Raw genomic sequence first — 17732 nt, 5'->3', positions numbered from 1 at the left:
CGAGTAAAGGGCGCCGGTTCTACGTTCAGGCTTCGTCATCCTGGCGGCGGCTGCGCAGCTTCTGCCAGTAGTCGAGTCGCTTGATGATGTCGCGCTCGAAGCCGCGCTCGACCGGACGGTAAAAGGTCTGCCGTTCCATGCCGTCGGGGAAATAGTTCTGCCCGGAAAAGCCTTCGGCCGTATCATGGTCGTAGGCATAGCCGGCGTTGTAGCCCATCTGCTTCATCATCTTGGTCGGCGCATTGAGAATATGCATCGGCGGCATCAGCGAACCATGCTCGCGCGCGGCACGCTTGGCACCACTCTCGGCCTTGTAGGCGGCATTCGATTTCGGCGCAGTGCCCAGATAGATCACCGCCTGCACCAGACCGAGCTCACCCTCCGGAGAACCGAGGAAGTCATACATGTCCTTGGCGGCCAGTGCCTGCAGCAGCGCGTTCGGATCGGCCATGCCGATATCCTCGGCGGCAAAGCGCACCAGCCGGCGAAGGATGTAGAGCGGATCTTCACCACCCACCAGCATGCGCGCCATCCAGTAGAGCGCGGCATCGACATCGGAACCGCGCAGCGACTTATGCAGCGCCGAGATCAGGTTGTAATGTTCATCCTGGGTCTTGTCGTAAAGCGGCGCGCGTTTCTGCAGTGTCTCGGCCAGTCGCGCGGGATCGAGCGGCACGGTGTCGGCCGGCAGGGTGTAGATCTGCTCGGCCATGTTGAGCAGGTAGCGGCCATCGCCATCGGCCATGGCGCGCAGCGCGGCGCGGGCTTCGGCCGTCAGCGGCAGGGCACGGTTCTCGATGGCTTCGGCGCGCTGCAGCAAGGATTCCAGTGCCGCATCGTCCAGGCGATGCAGCACCACGACGGACGAGCGCGAGAGCAGCGCCGAGTTGAGCGCGAAGCTGGGATTCTCGGTGGTGGCGCCGACCAGCACCACGGTGCCGTCTTCCACATAGGGCAGGAAGCCATCCTGCTGCGCGCGGTTGAAGCGATGGATTTCATCGACGAACAGCAGCGTCGCCTTGCCGGTGGCGCGGCGGGCGCGTGCAGTCTCGAACACCTTGCGCAGATCGGCGACGCCGGAAAACACCGCCGAGAGCGGCGCGAATTCCAGGCCGGTGGCATCGGCGAGCAGACGGGCAATCGAGGTCTTGCCGGTGCCCGGCGGGCCCCAGAGGATCAGGCTGGCAAGCTTTTTCGCCTGCACCATGCGGGCCAGCGGCCCCTCGCCCTGCAGCAGATGATCCTGGCCGATGATCTCGGCCAGCGTCTGCGGCCGCAGGCGGTCGGCCAGCGGCGCCGCAGCCGCGGCATCAATGCCGGCTGCCGCAAACAGACTTTCGCCCGTGCCCCCTGCCGTGCCGGGCCTGGCCATGCTCAGCCCCGCACCGAGAAGGACAACAGCTGCTTGTTCCGCCGCAGCACCACGGTCCACTGGGTACTGCCCTGCAGCAGGCCCTGCAGGCCCTTTGCATCAGTAACGTCACGGTCGTTGATCTTGACGATCACATCGCCCGGCCGCACGCGCAGCCGGTTGGCCGGCGAGCCCGGCGCGATCTCGGTGACGATGACGCCGCGCATCAGCGTATCGACGCCCAGCTCTTCAGCGAAAGCCGGCGACAGGTTGCCAACCGTGGCACCGGCCAGCGGCTGGTTGCCGCTCAGCCGCGTCAGATCGCGCGGCGGCAGTTCGGGGGCATCCTGCAGGGCGATTTTCAGTGCCACGCGCTGGCCGCGCCGCTGCACATCCACGGCCGCCGTCTCACCCAGCTTGCGAGTGGCGATACGGAAGCGCAGCGCCTGCGGATCGTTGACCTCGCGGCCATCGATCGCCAGCACCACATCGCCGGCCTTCAGGCCGGCACGGTCGGCCGGGCCGCCCCGATATACCTCGCCGACCAGCACACCATTGGGGCGCGACATGCCAAGCCCCTGAGCGATCTCGCTGGTCACCACTTCGCCGCTGGCGCCGAACCACGGCCGCCGGATGCCCTTGCCCGCCATGGCGCTGGCGACGGTCGATGACACCAGATTGGCCGGAATGGCGAAGCCGATGCCGATCGAGCCGCCGGAGCGCGAGAAGATCGCCGTGTTGATACCGGCCAGCTTGCCATCCATGCCGAGCAGCGCGCCGCCGGAATTACCCGGGTTGATCGCCGCATCGGTCTGGATGAAGGACTGCGCCGTGAGGTCGTCGGAGATCGCACGGCCGACGGCCGAGATGATCCCCTGGGTCACGGTCTGGCCGACGCCGAAGGGATTGCCGATCGCCAGCACAAGGTCACCGACCTGCAGCTCGTCGGAATCCCGGAATTCCAGATACGGCAGTGTCTCGCCGCGGGCATCGATGCGCAGCACGGCAAGATCCGAGCGCGGATCGGCGGCGATCACCTTCGCCTCGAACTCACGCCGGTCATTCAGCGCAACAACGATCTCGGTGGCGCCGTCGATCACATGGTTGTTGGTGACGATGACGCCCTCGGCATCGACGATGACGCCGGAGCCCAGTGACTGCGCGACGCGTTCGCGCGGCGGACCGAAGGGCGCCTGGTCACCGAAGAAGCGGCGGAAGAACGGATCGTCGAACAGCGGCGAGCGCTGCTGCGCCACCTTCTCCACCCGGCGGGTGTAAACGTTGACCACCGCCGGCGCGGCATGCTGCACCAGCGGGGCAAAGCTGAGCTGGATTTCGGTGCGGCTGGCCGGCAGGCGGGTCTGGGCCTGCTGGGCCGAGGCGATGAAGGGAACCAGCGCCACCAGGGTGGTGAGCACCAGCGCGAGGAAGCCGCGGAAGGATGATGAGGGGCGTGTCATGGTTCCGGTTAGATAGGGATGTTTACAAAGTGTTTTCAATGGGGAGGCGGCACTGGCGAACGGATTAACTCCGTATTCACGCCTTGGTGGCGATTCTCCCTCCCATGGAACTCGACAAGCCGACTCTGCGACAGCTGCACACCTATTGGGACACCAAGCGCGCCGGCCGCCCCTATCCGGGGCGTGAGGATATCGACCCGCTCGACCTCCGCTTCGTGATCGGCAGCCTGCTGCTGGTGGATATCGAACCGTCACCCCTGCGCTTCCGCTACCGCCTGTTCGGCACCGACATCGCCCAGCGCCAGGGCTTCGACATGACCGGCAAATACCTGGACCAGCATCCCTGGCCCGAACTCGCCGCCATGGCCCGCCAGACCTATATCAGCGTGATGGAAAGCCACCAGCCGGCCCTGATCCAGCGCCGCGGCCTGGTCGGCGAACAGTATGTCTCCCACCAGTCCCTGGTGCTGCCACTGGGGCACGCCGCGGTGGAGATGCTGCTGATCGGCGTGGTGTTCACGCCGCAGACCGAGACGGACTAACCCACAAACGAAAACGGCGGCCCGGAAAGCCGGACCGCCGCTTCGAAAGATGGTGGCGTCAGCCGATCAGGCCGCCGCTTCGGCCTCGGCCGTTTCCTGCACCGGGCCCGAATCCAGGCCCTTGGCGGCGGGATCACGATCCACCAGCTCGACCACGGCCATCGGCGCAGCATCGCCATAGCGGAAGCCGGCCTTCAGCACGCGGCTGTAGCCGCCCTTGCGGTCGGCATAGCGGGTGTTGAGCGTGGAGAACAGCTTGTCCACCGCAGCCTTCTCCGGCAGGAAGGACAGCGCCTGGCGACGCGCATGCAGATCGCCGCGCTTGCCGAGCGTGATCAGCTTGTCGATCAGCGGCTTCAGCTCTTTGGCCTTCGGCAGCGTGGTGGTGATCTGCTCATGCTTGATCAGCGAGGCAGCCATGTTACCGAACATGGCACGACGATGAGCGCTGGTCTTATTGAGTTTGCGGCCGGCATTACGGTGGCGCATAGGGACTCTCCTCGATCTTCTTCTTTAGGCGGGCAGGATCAGTACTGATCCTGCAGCTTCTTCGCCAGTTCCTCGATATTCTCCGGCGGCCAGTTGGGGACATGCATACCGAGATGCAGACCCATCTGAGCCAGAACTTCCTTGATCTCGTTGAGCGACTTGCGGCCGAAATTCGGCGTCCGCAGCATCTCCGCTTCGGTCTTCTGGATCAGATCACCGATATAGACGATGTTGTCGTTCTTCAGGCAGTTGGCCGAACGCACCGACAGTTCCAGCTCGTCGACGCGACGCAGCAGGTTCGGATTGAATTCCGGCTCGCTGGTGATCTTCTCGCGGCTCTCAGCCTTCGGCTCTTCGAAGTTGATGAAGAGCTGCAGCTGGTCCTGCAGGATACGCGCGGCATAGGCCACCGCGTCTTCCGGCTTGATCGCGCCGTTGGTCTCGATCTGCACGGTCAGCTTGTCATAGTCGAGAATCTGGCCCTCACGGGTGTTCTCGACCTTGTAGGAGACCTTGCGCACCGGGCTGTACAGCGCATCGACCGGGATCAGGCCGATCGGCGCATCTTCCGGACGGTTGGCCGAGGCCGGCACATAGCCCTTGCCGGTTTCGACGGTCAGTTCCATGCGGATGGTGGCGCCGGCATCGAGCGTGCAGAGCACGTGGTTCGGATCCATGACTTCGATGTCATGGCCGGTCTCGATCATCTTGGCGGTGACTTCGCACGGACCCTGCGCATTCAGATGCATGCGCTTGGGGCCTTCGCCGTGCATCTTGAGCGCCATCGACTTGATGTTCAGGACGATGTCGGTGACGTCTTCACGCACGCCCGGGATCGACGAGAATTCATGCAGCACGCCATCGATCTTGATGGACGTGACGGCGGCGCCCTGCAGCGACGACAGCAGCACGCGACGCAGCGCGTTGCCCAGGGTAAGACCGAAGCCGCGCTCCAGCGGTTCGGCGACAATGGTGGCAGTCCGGCCCGGCACAGCGCCCGGCTCGATCACCAGCTTGTTCGGCTTAATCAGATCGGTCCAATTCTTCTGGATCACCTGTAACCTCGTTCGGTTGCGGCGGGAACTAAGCAACTCTCCGCCTAGACCACCTCGGGTGCGGCAACGGCCGCCCCAGTAAGTGGGTAGCGGCCGGCCTCATGTTCTTTGTTCTGCGCCGGACCTAAATCCGACGCGGACCGTTTAGATGCGGCGACGCTTCGGCGGGCGGCAGCCGTTGTGCGGGATCGGCGTGACGTCGCGGATGCTGGTGATGACGAAGCCGACAGCCTGCAGCGCGCGCAGGGCCGACTCACGGCCCGAACCCGGGCCCTTCACTTCAACTTCCAGCGTGCGCACGCCATGCTCGGCAGCGCGACGGCCGGCAACATCAGCGGCGACCTGGGCGGCATACGGGGTCGACTTACGCGAACCCTTGAAGCCCTGGCTGCCAGCCGACGACCAGGCGATGGTGTTGCCCTGGGCGTCGGTGATGGTGATCATCGTGTTGTTGAACGAAGCATTCACATGCGCAACGGCAGAGGTGATGTTCTTCTTTTCCTTGCGCCGGGGGCGCGCGGCCTTGTCCTTGACCATGGGTATCCTGCAGTCCTTAAAACGGGGGCTAACGGTTTAGCGCGCGGCCTTCTTCTTGCCGGCGATGGCGACCGCCTTGCCCTTGCGGGTACGGGCGTTGGTATGGGTACGCTGGCCACGGACCGGCAGACCCTTGCGATGACGCAGGCCACGATAGCAGCCGAGATCCATCAGGCGCTTGATGTCCATGGCGATCTCACGGCGCAGGTCGCCTTCAACCTTGTAATCGCGGTCGATGGTCTCACGGATCTGCAGAACTTCGGCGTCGGTCAGCTGATTGACCCGGCGCTCCGACGGGAGGCCCACCTTTTCGCAAATCTCTTTCGCCTTCACCCGGCCAATACCGTAGATGTAGGTCAGTGCGATCTCGACCCGCTTGTTGGTCGGAATGTTCACGCCAGCAATACGCGCCACGCTTTTTCTCCTCGAATCACCCGCTCCGGCACGACCGGAGCGTTCACCTTGGCACCGTTAAGACATACAGAAAACCAACGCAGTCAATGACTTACGTCGGGATTCGCAGCCTTAATTTTCGCTCGCGCCCGTTGCCAAGGGGCGCGATTATAGAAACTTCCTTCACTCAGTCAACTACTTAAGTGGGCTTAAAGCGAAGCCAAAACGGCCTCGATTTGCTGCGTCACTTCGTCGATTTCAGCCATCCCGTCCACCTTCCGCAGGATGCCCCGCCCCTCGTAATACGGGAGAAGCGGTGCCGTCTGCTCGTGGTAGGCCTTCAGACGCGGAACCACGGTTTCGGCCTTGTCATCCGCACGGCGGGTGAACTCGGTCGAGCCACAGCGGTCGCAGACGCCTGCCTGCTTGGTCGGCTGGAACTTGTCATGATAGCCCGCGCCGCACTTGGCGCAGGTGAATCGGCCAGTGATACGCTCAACCAGGATGCGGTCATCGACCTGCATCTCGATCACGGTATCGAGCTTGAGCTTGCGCTCGGCCAGCATCTTGTCCAGGGCTTCCGCCTGCTTGGTGGTGCGCGGGAAGCCATCCAGGATGAAGCCCTTGCGGCAGTCCGGCTGGTCGATCCGCTCGGCGATGATGCCGACCACGATCTCGTCGGAAACCAGGGCGCCGCTGTCCATTACGGCCTTGGCCTTGAGGCCGGTGGCGGTGCCGGCCTTGACGGCGGCGCGCAGCATGTCACCGGTCGATAGCTGGACTAGGCCATGCTTGGCAGTCAGACGCTGGGCCTGGGTGCCTTTGCCGGCGCCGGGCGGTCCGAGCAGAATCAGCCTCATTATTTCCGCGCTCCCCTCAGCTTGGCCTTCTTGATGAGACCCTCATACTGGTGTGCCAGCAGATGCGACTGGATCTGGGCAACGGTATCCATGGTCACGCTGACCACGATCAGCAGCGAGGTGCCGCCGAAGTAGAACGGGACCGAGTACTGGGAAATCAGGAACTCCGGCAGCAGACAGACGCCGGCGATATAGGCCGCACCGACAACCGTAAGGCGCGTCAGCACATAGTCGAAATACTCGGCGGTGCGCTGGCCAGGACGGATGCCCGGCACAAAGCCGCCGTACTTCTTCAGGTTATCCGCGGTCTCGTTCGGATTGAACACGACCGAGGTATAGAAGAAGCAGAAGAAGACGATCAATGCGACATAGGTCGCCATATACAGCGGCTGGCCATGGCCGAGCAGCGTGGTCACGGTGGTCACCCAGTCAGGCGCGCCCGAGCCGGCAGTGAATTGCGCAACCGTCGCCGGCATCAGCAGCAGCGACGAGGCGAAGATCGGCGGGATGACGCCAGAGGTGTTCAGCTTGAGCGGCAGATGCGAGCTTTCACCGCCGAACATGCGGGCGCCCTGCTGTCGCTTGGGATACTGCACCAGGATGCGGCGCTGGGCGCGCTCCATGAACACGATGAAGGTGATGACGCCGACGATCAGGACCAGCAAGAACAGGATGAAGAAGGTGCTGAGCGCGCCAGTGCGGCCGAGTTCCATCGTGGCCGCGAAAGCCCGCGGCAGCTCGGCGATGATGCCGGCGAAGATGATCAGCGAGATGCCCTGGCCGACGCCGCGCTGGGTGATCTGCTCGCCCAGCCACATCAGGAACAGCGTACCGCCGGTCAGCGTGACCACGGTGGTGAGACGGAAGAACATGCCCGGATCGAGCACGGCACCGCCGCGGGTGCCGGCCATGCCTTCGAGGCCGACGGCAATGCCGTAGGACTGGATCAGCGCCAGGAACACGGTGCCGTAGCGGGTATACTGGTTCAGCTTCTTGCGGCCTGACTCGCCTTCCTTCTTCAGCGCTTCCAGCTGCGGGGTCACCGCAGTCAGCAGCTGCACGATGATGGAGGCCGAGATATACGGCATGATGTTGAGCGCGAAGATGGTCATGCGCTCGAGCGCGCCGCCGGCAAACACGTTGAACATGCCGAGGATGCCGCCGGACTGCTGGCGGAAGATATCGGCCATGATCTGCGGATCAATGCCGGGCAGCGGAATATAGGTACCAAGCCGGTACACGATCAGTGCGCCGATCGTGAACCAGATGCGCTTCTTCAATTCGGTCGCTTTGGCGAATGCCCCAAGATTGAGGCTGCCTGCCATGCGTTCCGCTGCCGATGCCATATGCGAGCCCTAAAATCCGACCGCGTGAACCTGATACGGACGACGGGGCTCGCGCCCCGCCGTTGTGACCTGGAAGGTCTGTCTTACTTCTTCTTGCCCTTGGCCTTCTTCTCGGCCTTCGGCTCGGCTTCGGCCTTCGGGGCGATCAGCACCGTGATGCTGCCGCCAGCCTTCTCGACCGCCGCCTTGGCAGTGCCCGAGGCGCCGCTGACGGTGATGGTCACCTTGGCCTTCAGCTCACCGGTGCCGAGCAGGCGCACGCCGCCGGACTTGCGCGAGCACAGGCCCGCAGCCTTCAGCGCCGCTTCGTCGATCGGCTTGGTGGCATCGATCTTCTTCTTGTCGATGGCCGACTGCAGGCGACCGATGTTCACGGTCTCGAACGAGACCGGATTCAACGGATTGAAGCCACGCTTCGGCAGACGACGATAGATCGGGGTCTGACCGCCTTCGAAGCCACTGATGCTGACGCCGGTGCGGGCCTTCTGACCCTTGACGCCGCGGCCCGAGGTCTTGCCCTTGCCCGAGCCGATGCCGCGACCGACGCGCATCCGGTTCTTGCGGGCGCCCTCGTTGTCGGCAATCTGATTGAGACGCATGTTCCTAACCCTTCCGCTCGGACCGGCCTGAAGCCAGTCCTGTGATCCTTAGCCTTCGACCTGCACCAGGTGCTGCACCTTGGCGATCATGCCGCGCACCGAGGGGGTATCCTCCAGCTCGCGGGTCTGATGCAGCTTGCGCAGGCCCAGACCGACCAGCGTGCCCTGCTGATCGGCAGTGCGCTTGTTGGCCGAGCGCACCCAGGTGACCTTCACAGTCTTGCCGGCCGCCTTGGCCGTCTTCTTAGCAGCAGCCATGGAGATTACTCCTCGGTCTCGGTACGGCGGCCGAGCAGGTCGGAGACCTTCTTGCCGCGCTTGGACGCGATATGGCGCGGCGCGTTCAAGCCCTTGAGGGCCTCGAAGGTCGCCTTCACCATGTTATGCGGGTTCGACGAACCGAGCGACTTGGTCACCACGTCGGCAACGCCGAGCGTCTCGAACACAGCGCGCATCGGGCCGCCAGCGATGATGCCGGTACCGGCCGGAGCCGTGCGCAGAACGACCTTACCGGCGCCATGACGGCCCTCGATGTCGTGATGCAGCGTGCGGCCTTCGCGCAGGTTGACGCGGATCATGTTGCGCTTGGCATGCTCGGTCGCCTTGCGGATCGCTTCCGGCACTTCACGGGCCTTGCCCGAACCGTAACCGACGCGGCCCTTCTGGTCGCCGACGACGACGAGAGCGGCAAAGCCGAAACGACGGCCGCCCTTCACCACCTTGGCAACGCGATTGATGCTTACGAGCTTGTCGACGAGTTCGTTCTCGCCACGCTCGCGATCACCACCGCGGTCGCCGCGATCGCGCTCGCCCCGTTCACCCCGTTGAGTAGCAGCCATTGTACCCAAACCTTTCTTAGAATTTCAGACCGGCTTCACGCGCCGCTTCCGCGAGCGCCTTGATGCGGCCGTGATAGAGATAGGCGCCACGGTCGAAGGTGACATCGGTGATGCCGGCGGCCTTGGCGCGCTCGGCGATCAGCTTGCCGACCTCGGAGGCCGCCTTGCTGTCGGCACCGGTCTTCAGCGAACCGCGCAGGCCAGCTTCGAGCGACGAGGCGGCGGCGACAGTCACCCCCTTCACGTCGTCGATCACCTGGGCGTAGATGTAGCGCGAGGAGCGATGCACGCTCAGGCGCGGACGACCATGCGCTGCCGCAATGATCTTGGTGCGGTTGCGCTGCTTGCGGCGCTCGTTGAGCGCGTTCAGGCGAGTCTTCAGGCTCATAGCGGCATCCCTTACTTCTTCTTGCCTTCCTTGCGCAGGATGGTCTCATCAACATACTTGATGCCCTTGCCCTTGTAGGGCTCCGGGGGCTTGATGCCGCGGATATCCGCCGCAACCTTGCCGACCAACTGCTTGTCCGCACCCGAGATCTTGATCGAGGTGGGCTTTTCCACCTTGATTTCGATGCCGGCCGGGATCGGATAGATGACTTCGTGGCTGAAGCCCATGTTCAGCTGCAGGTTCTTGCCCTGCATCGCCGCACGCAGACCGACGCCGTTGATTTCCAGCTCTTCGTTGAAGCCGTCCTTGACGCCCTTCACCAGGTTGTTCACCAGCGTGCGCTGCATGCCCCACATGGAGCGGGCGCGGCGGGTGACCTGACGCGGCTTGACGGTGATCTTGCCGTCAACCAACGTGACGTCGAGATCTTCCACGATGGTGAGCTTCAGCTCACCCTTCGGGCCCTTTGCCGTCAGGGTCTGGCCGGCCAACTGGACCTGCACGCCCTGGGGCACGGGAACCGGATGCTTGCCGATACGCGACATGATCAGCTCCTTAGAACACGCGGCAGAGGACTTCGCCGCCGACATTGGCAGCGCGAGCCTCAGTGTCGGACATCACGCCGCGCGGGGTGGACAGGATCGAAATCCCGAGACCGCCACGCACCTTGCCGAGGTCCTTGATTGCCGAATACACGCGACGGCCGGGCTTCGAAACGCGATCGATGGTCTTGATGACCGGCTCGCCTTCGAAATACTTCAGCTCGATGCGCAGGTTGCGCTTGTTGCCATCTTCCTGCAGCTCGTAGCCGCGGATATAGCCTTCTTTCTTCAGCACTTCGAGCACGTTCATACGCAGCTTCGAAGCCGGGGAAGCGATTGCCGCCTTACCCGCCTGCTGCCCGTTACGGATACGGGCAAGCATATCGCCCAGGGGATCGGTCAGAGCCATCTGTTGCTCTCCTTACCAGCTCGACTTGGTCATGCCCGGGATCTGGCCGCTCGAGGCCAGTTCACGCAGCATGTTGCGCGACAACTTCAGCTTGCGATACACGGCGCGCGGACGGCCGGTCAGTTCGCAACGGTTGCGCACACGGATCTTCGCGGAGTTGCGCGGCAGTTCGGCCAGCTTCAGGGCCGCCTCGAAACGCTCTTCCGGGGTGATCGTCTTGTTCTTGATCGTCGCCTTCAGCTTCGCGCGCTTGGCGGCGAACTGCACCGACATCCTGCGGCGACGCTCATTCTTCTCAACAGCACTGGTCTTAGCCATATCCGGTGTCCCTTCTCGGCTCAGTTCTGGAACGGCATGCGGAAACCGGCCAGCAGGGCCTTGGCTTCCTCGTCCGTCTTCGCCGTGGTGCAGATGATGATGTCCATGCCGCGGGCTGAATCGACCTTGTCGTAGTCGATTTCCGGGAAGATGAACTGCTCCTTCAGGCCGAGCGCGTAGTTGCCGCGGCCGTCGAAGCTCTTGCCGTTCACACCGCGGAAGTCGCGCACGCGCGGCAGGGCGATGTTGATCAGGCGGTCCAGGAATTCATACATGTGCTCGCGACGCAGCGTCACCTTGCAGCCGACGCCCTGGCCTTCGCGAAGCTTGAAGTTCGCGATCGCCTTGCGCGACTTGGTCAGGATCGGCTTCTGACCGGTGATCGCAGCCATTTCACTGGCAGCGGCGGTCAGCTTCTTCGAGTCCTGGGCAGCCTCGCCCACACCCATGTTGACGACGATCTTGGTGATCTTCGGCACTTCCATGGAATTCTTGTAGCCGAACTTCTCGGTCAGCTGCTTGCGGACCTGCTGTTCGTAGATGTCTTTCATACGCGGATTGGCCATCCTAGCCTCCATCAGCGATCGATGACTTCGCCGGAGCGCTTTGCAACGCGCACCTTGCGGCCATCTTCGAGGAACTTGACGCCAACGCGGGTCGGCTTGCCGTCCTTGGGGTCGGCGAGCATCACGTTGGAAACATGCAGCGGGGCTTCGCGCTGCTCGATGCCACCGGCCGCGGTGCGGCTCGGCTTGACATGCTTGGTCACCTTGTTGGCGCCCTGCACGGTCACGCGATTGCTCTCGCGGCTCACGCTCAGCACTTCGCCGGTCACGCCCTTGGAGCGACCAGTGATGACGACGACCTTGTCGCCCTTCTTGATCTTCATAGCTTCAGCCATGGCTCAGAGCACCTCCGGCGCCAGCGAAATGATCTTCATATGGCCCTTGCCGCGCAGCTCGCGGGTGACCGGCCCGAAGATACGGGTGCCGATCGGCTCTTCCTGCTTGTTGATCAGGACGGCGGCGTTGCGGTCGAAACGGATGGCGCTGCCATCGGCGCGGCGGATTTCCTTCGCCGTGCGAACGATGACGGCACGATGCACGTCACCCTTCTTGACCTTACCGCGCGGGATCGCGTCCTTGACGGACACGACGATCACATCGCCGACCTGGGCCGTCCGGCGCTTGGCGCCACCCAGCACCTTGATGCACTGGACTCGGCGTGCGCCCGAATTGTCGGCGACGTCGAGATTGGTTTCCACTTGGATCATTGGACCTGTACCTCGCTAAACTATCTAGGTGCGGTTCAGGAAGCGTTTTCGACGACGACCCAGCGCTTAAGCTTGGAGATCGGCTTCGATTCCTGAATCGACACAACCTCGCCCTCTTTCCGAGAATTGCTCTCGTCATGGGCGTGGTAATTCTTCGAACGGCGGATGAACTTCTTGTACACCGGGTCCATGATCCGCCGCTCAACCTTGACGACGACGGTCTTGTTGCCCTTGTTGCTCACCACGACGCCCTGCAATACGCGCTTCGGCATCTTTTCTCTCCTTACGCCTTCTTGGCGCCGGCCTGCTTATGCAGGGCGGTGCGCACTCGGGCGACGTCGCGGCGCACTTGCTTCACGCGCGCGGTGTTCTCCAGCTGACCCGTCGCCTTCTGGAAGCGCAGATTGAACTGCTCCTTCTTCAGGTCGACAAGCTTGGTGTTCAGCTCGTCCTTGGTCTTACCGACCAGCTCACTGTTCTTCATGGCTTAAGCTCCCTCACCCAGGCGGGTGACGACCTTGGTCTTGATCGGCAGCTTCGCAGCGCCGAGCGTGAAGGCTTCCTTGGCGAGGTTCGCCGGGATGCCGTCGAGCTCGAACATGATGCGGCCGGGCTTGACGCGGGCCACCCACAATTCGGGCGAGCCCTTGCCGGAGCCCATGCGGACTTCGGCCGGCTTCTTCGACACCGGCACATCCGGGAACACGCGGATCCACATGCGCCCCTGGCGCTTGATGTGGCGGGTGATCGCACGGCGGCAGGCTTCGATCTGGCGGGCGGTGACGCGCGCCGGCTCGAGGGCCTTGAGGCCAAAGGCGCCGAAATTAAGGTCGGTGCCGCCCTTGGCAACGCCCTTGATACGACCCTTAAAGGCCTTACGGAACTTGGTACGCTTCGGTTGCAACATCTCTCGTTACTCCCGGCTCAACCTTGGCGGCCCTGATGGCCCTGATGACCCTGGACCTGTTCGGCCATGCGCTTGTCCTGCGCCATCGGGTCATGCGCCATGATCTCGCCCTTGAACACCCAGACCTTCACGCCGCAGCTGCCATAGGCAGTCTTGGCGGTGGCGCGGGCAAAGTCGACATCGGCGCGCAGCGTGTGCAGCGGCACGCGACCTTCGCGATACCACTCAACGCGGGCGATTTCGGCGCCGCCGAGACGGCCGCCGCAGTTGATGCGGATGCCACCGGCGCCCAGACGCATCGCCGACTGCACGGCGCGCTTCATGGCGCGGCGGAAGGCCACGCGGCGTTCCAGCTGCTGGGCGATATTCTCGGCCACCAGCTTGGCGTCGAGTTCCGGCTTGCGGATTTCGACGATGTTCAGGTGCACTTCCGACTTGGTCATCTTGGCCAGATCGGAACGCAGCTTCTCGATGTCGGCGCCCTTCTTGCCGATCACCACGCCCGGACGCGCCGAGTGAATGGTGATGCGGGCCTTCTTGGCCGGACGCTCGATGACGATGCGGGCGACACCGGCCTGGGCCAGGCGCTGCTCCAGATACGCGCGGATCTTCAGATCCTCATGCAGCAGGCCGGCATATTCCTTGTCACTGGCGTACCAGCGGGAATCCCAGGTGCGATTGATGCCGAGACGAAGCCCGACCGGATTGACTTTCTGACCCATTACGCCTGCTCCCCGCTCTGTACTTCAGCCTTCTTGGCCCGCTTGGGCTTAGACTGGGCCGGAGCCTTCTTCTCTTCTTCGCGCTCGCGCACCACGATGGTGATGTGGCTGAACGGCTTCAGGATCGGCGCGCCGCGGCCACGGGCGCGGGCGTGGAAACGCCGCATCACCAGGCCCTTGCCGACGCTGGCTTCGGCGACGACCAGACGGTCGACGTCGAGCTGATGGTTGTTCTCGGCATTGGCGATCGCCGACTGGAGGACCTTGCGGACATCCTGGGCGATACGACGCTTGGAGAAGGTCAGCTCGGACAGGGCCGCCTCGACCCGCTTGCCGCGGATCAGACCAGCCACCACACCAAGCTTCCGGGGGCTAACACGGATGTTACGCCCCACGGCCATGGCCTCGTTCTCGCCGAGGCGGGTTTCGCGCGCCTGCTTGCTCATGGTTACTTCTTCGCCTTCTTGTCGCCGGCAGTGTGGCCCGGGAAGGTTCGGGTCGGCGAGAACTCGCCGAACTTATGCCCGACCATATCCTCGGTCACATTCACCGGGATGAACTTATTGCCGTTGTGAACGCCAAAAGTCAGGCCAACGAACTGCGGCATGATCGTCGAACGCCGCGACCAGGTCTTGATGACCTCTTTGCGGCCCGACGACGCAACCTTGTCGGCCTTGCTCAGCAGATACCCGTCAACGAACGGGCCCTTCCAGACAGAACGTGTCATGATCTACCTCCTAGCCCGATCAGCTGTGCTTGCCCGACGGGCGGCGACGCAGGATCATATTCTGCGTCCGCTTGTTGTTGCGCGTGCGCTTGCCCTTGGTGTTCTTGCCCCACGGGGTCACCGGATGGCGACCACCAGAGGTGCGACCTTCACCACCACCATGCGGATGGTCGATCGGGTTCATGGCCACGCCGCGAACGGTCGGGCGAATGCCCATCCAGCGCTTGCGGCCAGCCTTGCCAAGCTTGGTGTTCTGGTTGTCCGGGTTGGACACGGCGCCGATGGTGGCCATGCACTCGGCCTGCACCAGACGCTGCTCACCCGAGGCCAGACGCACCAGGGCCATGCCCTGATCCTTGCCGACCAGCTGCACGAAGCTGCCGGCCGAACGGGCCATCTGGCCACCCTTGCCCGGCTTCATCTCCACATTGTGGATGATGGTGCCGACCGGAATCGACTTCAGCGGCATCGCATTGCCCGGCTTGATGTCGGCCTTCTCGCCTGCCACCACGCGGTCGCCGGCCTTCAGGCGCTGCGGAGCAATGATGTAGGCCAACTCGCCGTCATCATACTTCAGCAGGGCGATGAACGCGGTGCGGTTCGGGTCATACTCGATCCGCTCGACCACGGCGCCGATATCGAACTTGCGGCGCTTGAAGTCGATCATGCGATAGCGGCGCTTGTGGCCACCACCGATGTGACGGGTCGTGATGCGACCGAAATGGTTGCGACCACCGGTCTTCTTCAGACCCTCGGTCAGTTCCTTGACCGGGCGGCCCTTATGCAGCTGCGAGCGGTCGATCAGCACAAGGCCGCGGGTCGACGGCGTAACTGGCTTGTAAGTCTTCAACGCCATGGCTTCAGATCCCCGTCGTCACGTCGATCTTGTGGCCGTCGGCGAGAGTGATCATCGCCTTCTTCCAATCCGAGCGCTTGCCCGGCTCGCCACGAAAGACCTTGGTCTTGCCCTGCACCAGCAGCGTGTTGACTGCCTTCACCTTGACCTTGAACAGCGCCTCGACGGCGGCCTTGATCTGCGGCTTGGTGGCGGTCAGCGGCACCTTGAAGGTGACCTGGTTGTACTCGGAAGTACGGGTCGCCTTTTCGGTGATCACCGGTGACAGGATCACATCATAATGGTTCACGTTGCTCATTTCAGGCGAGCCTCCAGAGCCTCGACCGCGGCCTTGGTCAGAACCAGGGTGTCACGGCGCAGGATGTCGTACACGTTGGCGCCCTGCTCCGGCAGAACGTCGACGTTATGGATCGCACGGATGGCGCGGGCGAAATTCTCGTCCAGCACCTTGCCATCGATGACCAGCGCGCTCTCCAGGCCCATGCCCTTCAGCTTGCTGGCGAGTTCCTTGGTCTTACCGACCGACAGAACGGCGCTGTCGACGATCTTCAGCTTGCCTTCGGCCAGCTTGGTCGACAGGGCGGTCTTCAGGGCCAGCTTGCGGACCTTCTTCGGCAGGTCGATGGCGTGGCTGTGCGGCACCGGGCCGAAAGCCTTACCACCGCCGCGGAACTGCGGGGCGCGGATGCCGCCGTGGCGGGCGCCGCCCGAGCCCTTCTGCTTGACGATCTTGCGGGTCGAACCGGCAACTTCGCCATAGGTCTTGGTCTTGTGAGTGCCCTGCTGGCGCTTGGCAAGCTGCCAGATCACATAGCGCTGCAGCAGGTCGGCACGCGGCGGCAGGCCGAACACGTCCTTGGACAGCGTCAGCTTGCCCGAGTCCTTGTTCTCCAGCGTCGTCACGGCGACTTCGATTGTCTCAGCCATGATCATCTACCTTTACTTGGCGGCCTTGAGAGCGGCCGGCATCGGCAGATCCTTGGCGCGCGGCTTCTTCACCGCGTCACGGACCACCACATACTGACCCTCGGAGCCGGGAATGCTGCCCTTGACCATGATCAGGCCGCGGTCAGCGTCCGTGCGCACGATCTGCAGGTTCTGCTGGGTGCGCTGACGGTCGCCCATATGGCCGGCCATCTTCTTGCCCTTGAACACCTTGCCCGGATCCTGGCGCTGACCGGTCGAACCATGCGAACGATGGCTGACCGACACGCCGTGGCTGGCTTCCAGGCCGCGGAAATTGTGGCGCTTCATGACGCCGGCAAAGCCCTTACCGATCGTGGTGCCGGTCACGTCGACAAACTGGCCGACGATGAAATGCTCCACCGACAGTTCGGCGCCAACTTCCACCATGGCCTCGGCCGGGATGCGGAACTCGACAAGCTTGCGCTTGGGTTCGACATTCGCCTTGGCAAAGTGGCCGCGCAGGGCCTTGGTGACATTCTTCGGCTTGGCGGCATCGACGCCGAGCTGGAGGGCGGTATAGCCATCCTTCTCAGCGGTGCGCTGCGCCACCACCTGGCAGTTGTCCACCTTCAGCACGGTGACGGGCACATGTGTGCCGTCCTCCGAGAACAGCCGGGTCATCCCCAGCTTGCGTGCAACCAATCCGGTCCGCATGGGTTCGCTTCCCTTACAGCTTGATCTCGACATCCACGCCGGCGGCGAGGTCGAGCTTCATCAGCGCGTCCACCGTCTGCGGGGTCGGGTCGACGATGTCCAGGAGCCGCTTATGGGTGCGGATCTCGAACTGCTCGCGCGACTTCTTGTCGATGTGCGGCGAACGGTTCACGGTGAACCGTTCAATATGGGTCGGCAGCGGGATCGGGCCACGCACGCGCGCACCAGTGCGCTTGGCGGTGGAGACGATCTCGCTTGTGCTCTGGTCGAGCACCCGATGATCGAACGCCTTAAGGCGGATGCGGATATTCTGACTATCCATTGTCCTATGTCCTGTCTGACGCTCGATACTTACGCGATGACCTTGGCGACGACGCCGGCGCCGACGGTGCGGCCGCCTTCGCGGATCGCGAAACGCAGGCCTTCGTCCATGGCGATCGGCGCAATCAGCTCGACTTCCATCGAAACGTTGTCGCCCGGCATCACCATCTCAACGCCG

The 17732-nt window shown here is 63.4% G+C and carries 30 protein-coding genes and 1 pseudogene; 1 reads left to right on the top strand and 30 read right to left on the bottom strand.

Going from position 1 to position 17732, the window contains the following annotated elements:
• Positions 1-25: 25 nt before the first annotated feature.
• Positions 26-1372: a replication-associated recombination protein A gene (locus AAG821_RS20185; protein ID WP_341915554.1), complete on the bottom strand. Its 1347-nt coding sequence runs from the start codon at positions 1370-1372 to the stop codon at positions 26-28.
• 2 nt (positions 1373-1374) lie between these two features.
• On the bottom strand, positions 1375-2811 hold the full coding sequence (locus tag AAG821_RS20180) for a Do family serine endopeptidase (RefSeq protein ID WP_341915553.1): 1437 nt from the start codon (positions 2809-2811) through the stop codon (positions 1375-1377).
• 104 nt (positions 2812-2915) lie between these two features.
• Between AAG821_RS20180 and AAG821_RS20175 the strand changes: the two genes are divergently transcribed.
• Positions 2916-3353 carry a PAS domain-containing protein gene (locus AAG821_RS20175; RefSeq protein WP_341915552.1) on the top strand — a complete coding sequence of 146 codons (438 nt, stop codon included), beginning with the start codon at positions 2916-2918 and terminating at the stop codon, positions 3351-3353.
• Positions 3354-3419: 66 nt separating this feature from the next.
• Here the strand turns inward: AAG821_RS20175 and rplQ are convergent, their stop codons facing one another.
• From rplQ to tuf, 28 genes and pseudogenes are all read right to left on the bottom strand, one after another.
• Positions 3420-3842, bottom strand: a complete 423-nt coding sequence (rplQ, locus tag AAG821_RS20170; RefSeq protein ID WP_297686938.1) for a 50S ribosomal protein L17 — start codon at positions 3840-3842, stop codon at positions 3420-3422.
• A gap of 38 nt (positions 3843-3880) precedes the next feature.
• On the bottom strand, positions 3881-4897 hold the full coding sequence (locus AAG821_RS20165; RefSeq protein ID WP_341915549.1) for a DNA-directed RNA polymerase subunit alpha: 1017 nt from the start codon (positions 4895-4897) through the stop codon (positions 3881-3883).
• A gap of 144 nt (positions 4898-5041) precedes the next feature.
• Positions 5042-5434, bottom strand: coding sequence for a 30S ribosomal protein S11 (gene rpsK, locus AAG821_RS20160; protein WP_298727782.1), 393 nt, complete (start codon positions 5432-5434; stop codon positions 5042-5044).
• A 36-nt stretch (positions 5435-5470) separates the two neighbouring features.
• Entirely contained in the window at positions 5471-5848 is a 378-nt protein-coding gene (gene rpsM, locus AAG821_RS20155; protein WP_341894650.1) for a 30S ribosomal protein S13, read from the bottom strand.
• 188 nt (positions 5849-6036) lie between these two features.
• The gene (locus AAG821_RS20150) at positions 6037-6687 is read right to left on the bottom strand and encodes an adenylate kinase (RefSeq protein WP_341915548.1); all 651 of its coding nucleotides are present in this window, start codon (positions 6685-6687) and stop codon (positions 6037-6039) included.
• Positions 6687-8033 carry a preprotein translocase subunit SecY gene (gene secY, locus AAG821_RS20145; RefSeq protein ID WP_341915547.1) on the bottom strand — a complete coding sequence of 449 codons (1347 nt, stop codon included), beginning with the start codon at positions 8031-8033 and terminating at the stop codon, positions 6687-6689. The genes AAG821_RS20150 and secY overlap by 1 nt, the downstream gene beginning before the upstream one ends.
• An 83-nt stretch (positions 8034-8116) precedes the next feature.
• Positions 8117-8632 carry a 50S ribosomal protein L15 gene (gene rplO, locus AAG821_RS20140; RefSeq protein ID WP_341915546.1) on the bottom strand — a complete coding sequence of 172 codons (516 nt, stop codon included), beginning with the start codon at positions 8630-8632 and terminating at the stop codon, positions 8117-8119.
• A 48-nt stretch (positions 8633-8680) separates the two neighbouring features.
• Complete coding sequence (gene rpmD, locus AAG821_RS20135; RefSeq protein ID WP_341915545.1) at positions 8681-8890, bottom strand: 50S ribosomal protein L30; 210 nt, start codon at positions 8888-8890, stop codon at positions 8681-8683.
• Between the two features lie 5 nt (positions 8891-8895).
• A complete protein-coding gene (rpsE, locus tag AAG821_RS20130) occupies positions 8896-9471 on the bottom strand; it encodes a 30S ribosomal protein S5 (protein WP_341894655.1) in 576 nt (191 codons plus the stop codon).
• 16 nt (positions 9472-9487) lie between these two features.
• On the bottom strand, positions 9488-9841 hold the full coding sequence (gene rplR / locus AAG821_RS20125; protein WP_341915575.1) for a 50S ribosomal protein L18: 354 nt from the start codon (positions 9839-9841) through the stop codon (positions 9488-9490).
• A 29-nt stretch (positions 9842-9870) separates the two neighbouring features.
• Complete coding sequence (gene rplF, locus AAG821_RS20120; protein WP_341894656.1) at positions 9871-10404, bottom strand: 50S ribosomal protein L6; 534 nt, start codon at positions 10402-10404, stop codon at positions 9871-9873.
• Positions 10405-10414: 10 nt separating this feature from the next.
• A complete protein-coding gene (gene rpsH, locus AAG821_RS20115) occupies positions 10415-10810 on the bottom strand; it encodes a 30S ribosomal protein S8 (protein WP_341894657.1) in 396 nt (131 codons plus the stop codon).
• Between the two features lie 12 nt (positions 10811-10822).
• Positions 10823-11128: a 30S ribosomal protein S14 gene (gene rpsN / locus AAG821_RS20110; RefSeq protein WP_341894658.1), complete on the bottom strand. Its 306-nt coding sequence runs from the start codon at positions 11126-11128 to the stop codon at positions 10823-10825.
• A gap of 20 nt (positions 11129-11148) precedes the next feature.
• A complete protein-coding gene (gene rplE / locus AAG821_RS20105; RefSeq protein ID WP_341915544.1) occupies positions 11149-11694 on the bottom strand; it encodes a 50S ribosomal protein L5 in 546 nt (181 codons plus the stop codon).
• Positions 11695-11705: 11 nt separating this feature from the next.
• Complete coding sequence (gene rplX, locus AAG821_RS20100) at positions 11706-12029, bottom strand: 50S ribosomal protein L24 (RefSeq protein ID WP_341915542.1); 324 nt, start codon at positions 12027-12029, stop codon at positions 11706-11708.
• Between the two features lie 3 nt (positions 12030-12032).
• A complete protein-coding gene (gene rplN, locus AAG821_RS20095; RefSeq protein ID WP_144257933.1) occupies positions 12033-12401 on the bottom strand; it encodes a 50S ribosomal protein L14 in 369 nt (122 codons plus the stop codon).
• A gap of 35 nt (positions 12402-12436) precedes the next feature.
• Positions 12437-12673: a 30S ribosomal protein S17 gene (gene rpsQ, locus AAG821_RS20090; protein WP_341915540.1), complete on the bottom strand. Its 237-nt coding sequence runs from the start codon at positions 12671-12673 to the stop codon at positions 12437-12439.
• 11 nt (positions 12674-12684) lie between these two features.
• Positions 12685-12885: a 50S ribosomal protein L29 gene (rpmC, locus tag AAG821_RS20085; protein WP_341894662.1), complete on the bottom strand. Its 201-nt coding sequence runs from the start codon at positions 12883-12885 to the stop codon at positions 12685-12687.
• 3 nt (positions 12886-12888) lie between these two features.
• Positions 12889-13308, bottom strand: a complete 420-nt coding sequence (rplP, locus tag AAG821_RS20080; protein WP_341915539.1) for a 50S ribosomal protein L16 — start codon at positions 13306-13308, stop codon at positions 12889-12891.
• Between the two features lie 17 nt (positions 13309-13325).
• Positions 13326-14030, bottom strand: coding sequence for a 30S ribosomal protein S3 (gene rpsC, locus AAG821_RS20075; RefSeq protein ID WP_341894664.1), 705 nt, complete (start codon positions 14028-14030; stop codon positions 13326-13328).
• Positions 14030-14476 (bottom strand): 50S ribosomal protein L22, encoded by a 447-nt coding sequence (gene rplV, locus AAG821_RS20070; RefSeq protein ID WP_341915537.1) that lies wholly within the window; start codon positions 14474-14476, stop codon positions 14030-14032. Before rplV ends, rpsC begins: the two co-directional genes overlap by 1 nt.
• A gap of 2 nt (positions 14477-14478) precedes the next feature.
• A complete protein-coding gene (gene rpsS / locus AAG821_RS20065) occupies positions 14479-14757 on the bottom strand; it encodes a 30S ribosomal protein S19 (protein WP_297686995.1) in 279 nt (92 codons plus the stop codon).
• Positions 14758-14776: 19 nt separating this feature from the next.
• Positions 14777-15613 (bottom strand): 50S ribosomal protein L2, encoded by an 837-nt coding sequence (rplB, locus tag AAG821_RS20060; RefSeq protein ID WP_341915536.1) that lies wholly within the window; start codon positions 15611-15613, stop codon positions 14777-14779.
• Between the two features lie 4 nt (positions 15614-15617).
• Positions 15618-15911, bottom strand: a complete 294-nt coding sequence (locus AAG821_RS20055) for a 50S ribosomal protein L23 (protein ID WP_341915534.1) — start codon at positions 15909-15911, stop codon at positions 15618-15620.
• Positions 15908-16528 (bottom strand): 50S ribosomal protein L4, encoded by a 621-nt coding sequence (rplD, locus tag AAG821_RS20050; RefSeq protein WP_341915573.1) that lies wholly within the window; start codon positions 16526-16528, stop codon positions 15908-15910. The genes AAG821_RS20055 and rplD overlap by 4 nt, the downstream gene beginning before the upstream one ends.
• A gap of 24 nt (positions 16529-16552) precedes the next feature.
• Positions 16553-17233 (bottom strand): 50S ribosomal protein L3, encoded by a 681-nt coding sequence (gene rplC / locus AAG821_RS20045; protein WP_341894668.1) that lies wholly within the window; start codon positions 17231-17233, stop codon positions 16553-16555.
• 13 nt (positions 17234-17246) lie between these two features.
• On the bottom strand, positions 17247-17555 hold the full coding sequence (rpsJ, locus tag AAG821_RS20040; protein WP_297687003.1) for a 30S ribosomal protein S10: 309 nt from the start codon (positions 17553-17555) through the stop codon (positions 17247-17249).
• A gap of 29 nt (positions 17556-17584) precedes the next feature.
• Positions 17585-17732 (bottom strand): annotated as a pseudogene (gene tuf / locus AAG821_RS20035) (elongation factor Tu); the annotation flags it as partial.

It is taken from the genome of Ferrovibrio terrae (assembly GCF_943372915.1).
GTDB lineage: Bacteria > Pseudomonadota > Alphaproteobacteria > Ferrovibrionales > Ferrovibrionaceae > Ferrovibrio > Ferrovibrio terrae_A.
This window is presented reverse-complemented; position numbering and strand designations above follow the sequence as displayed.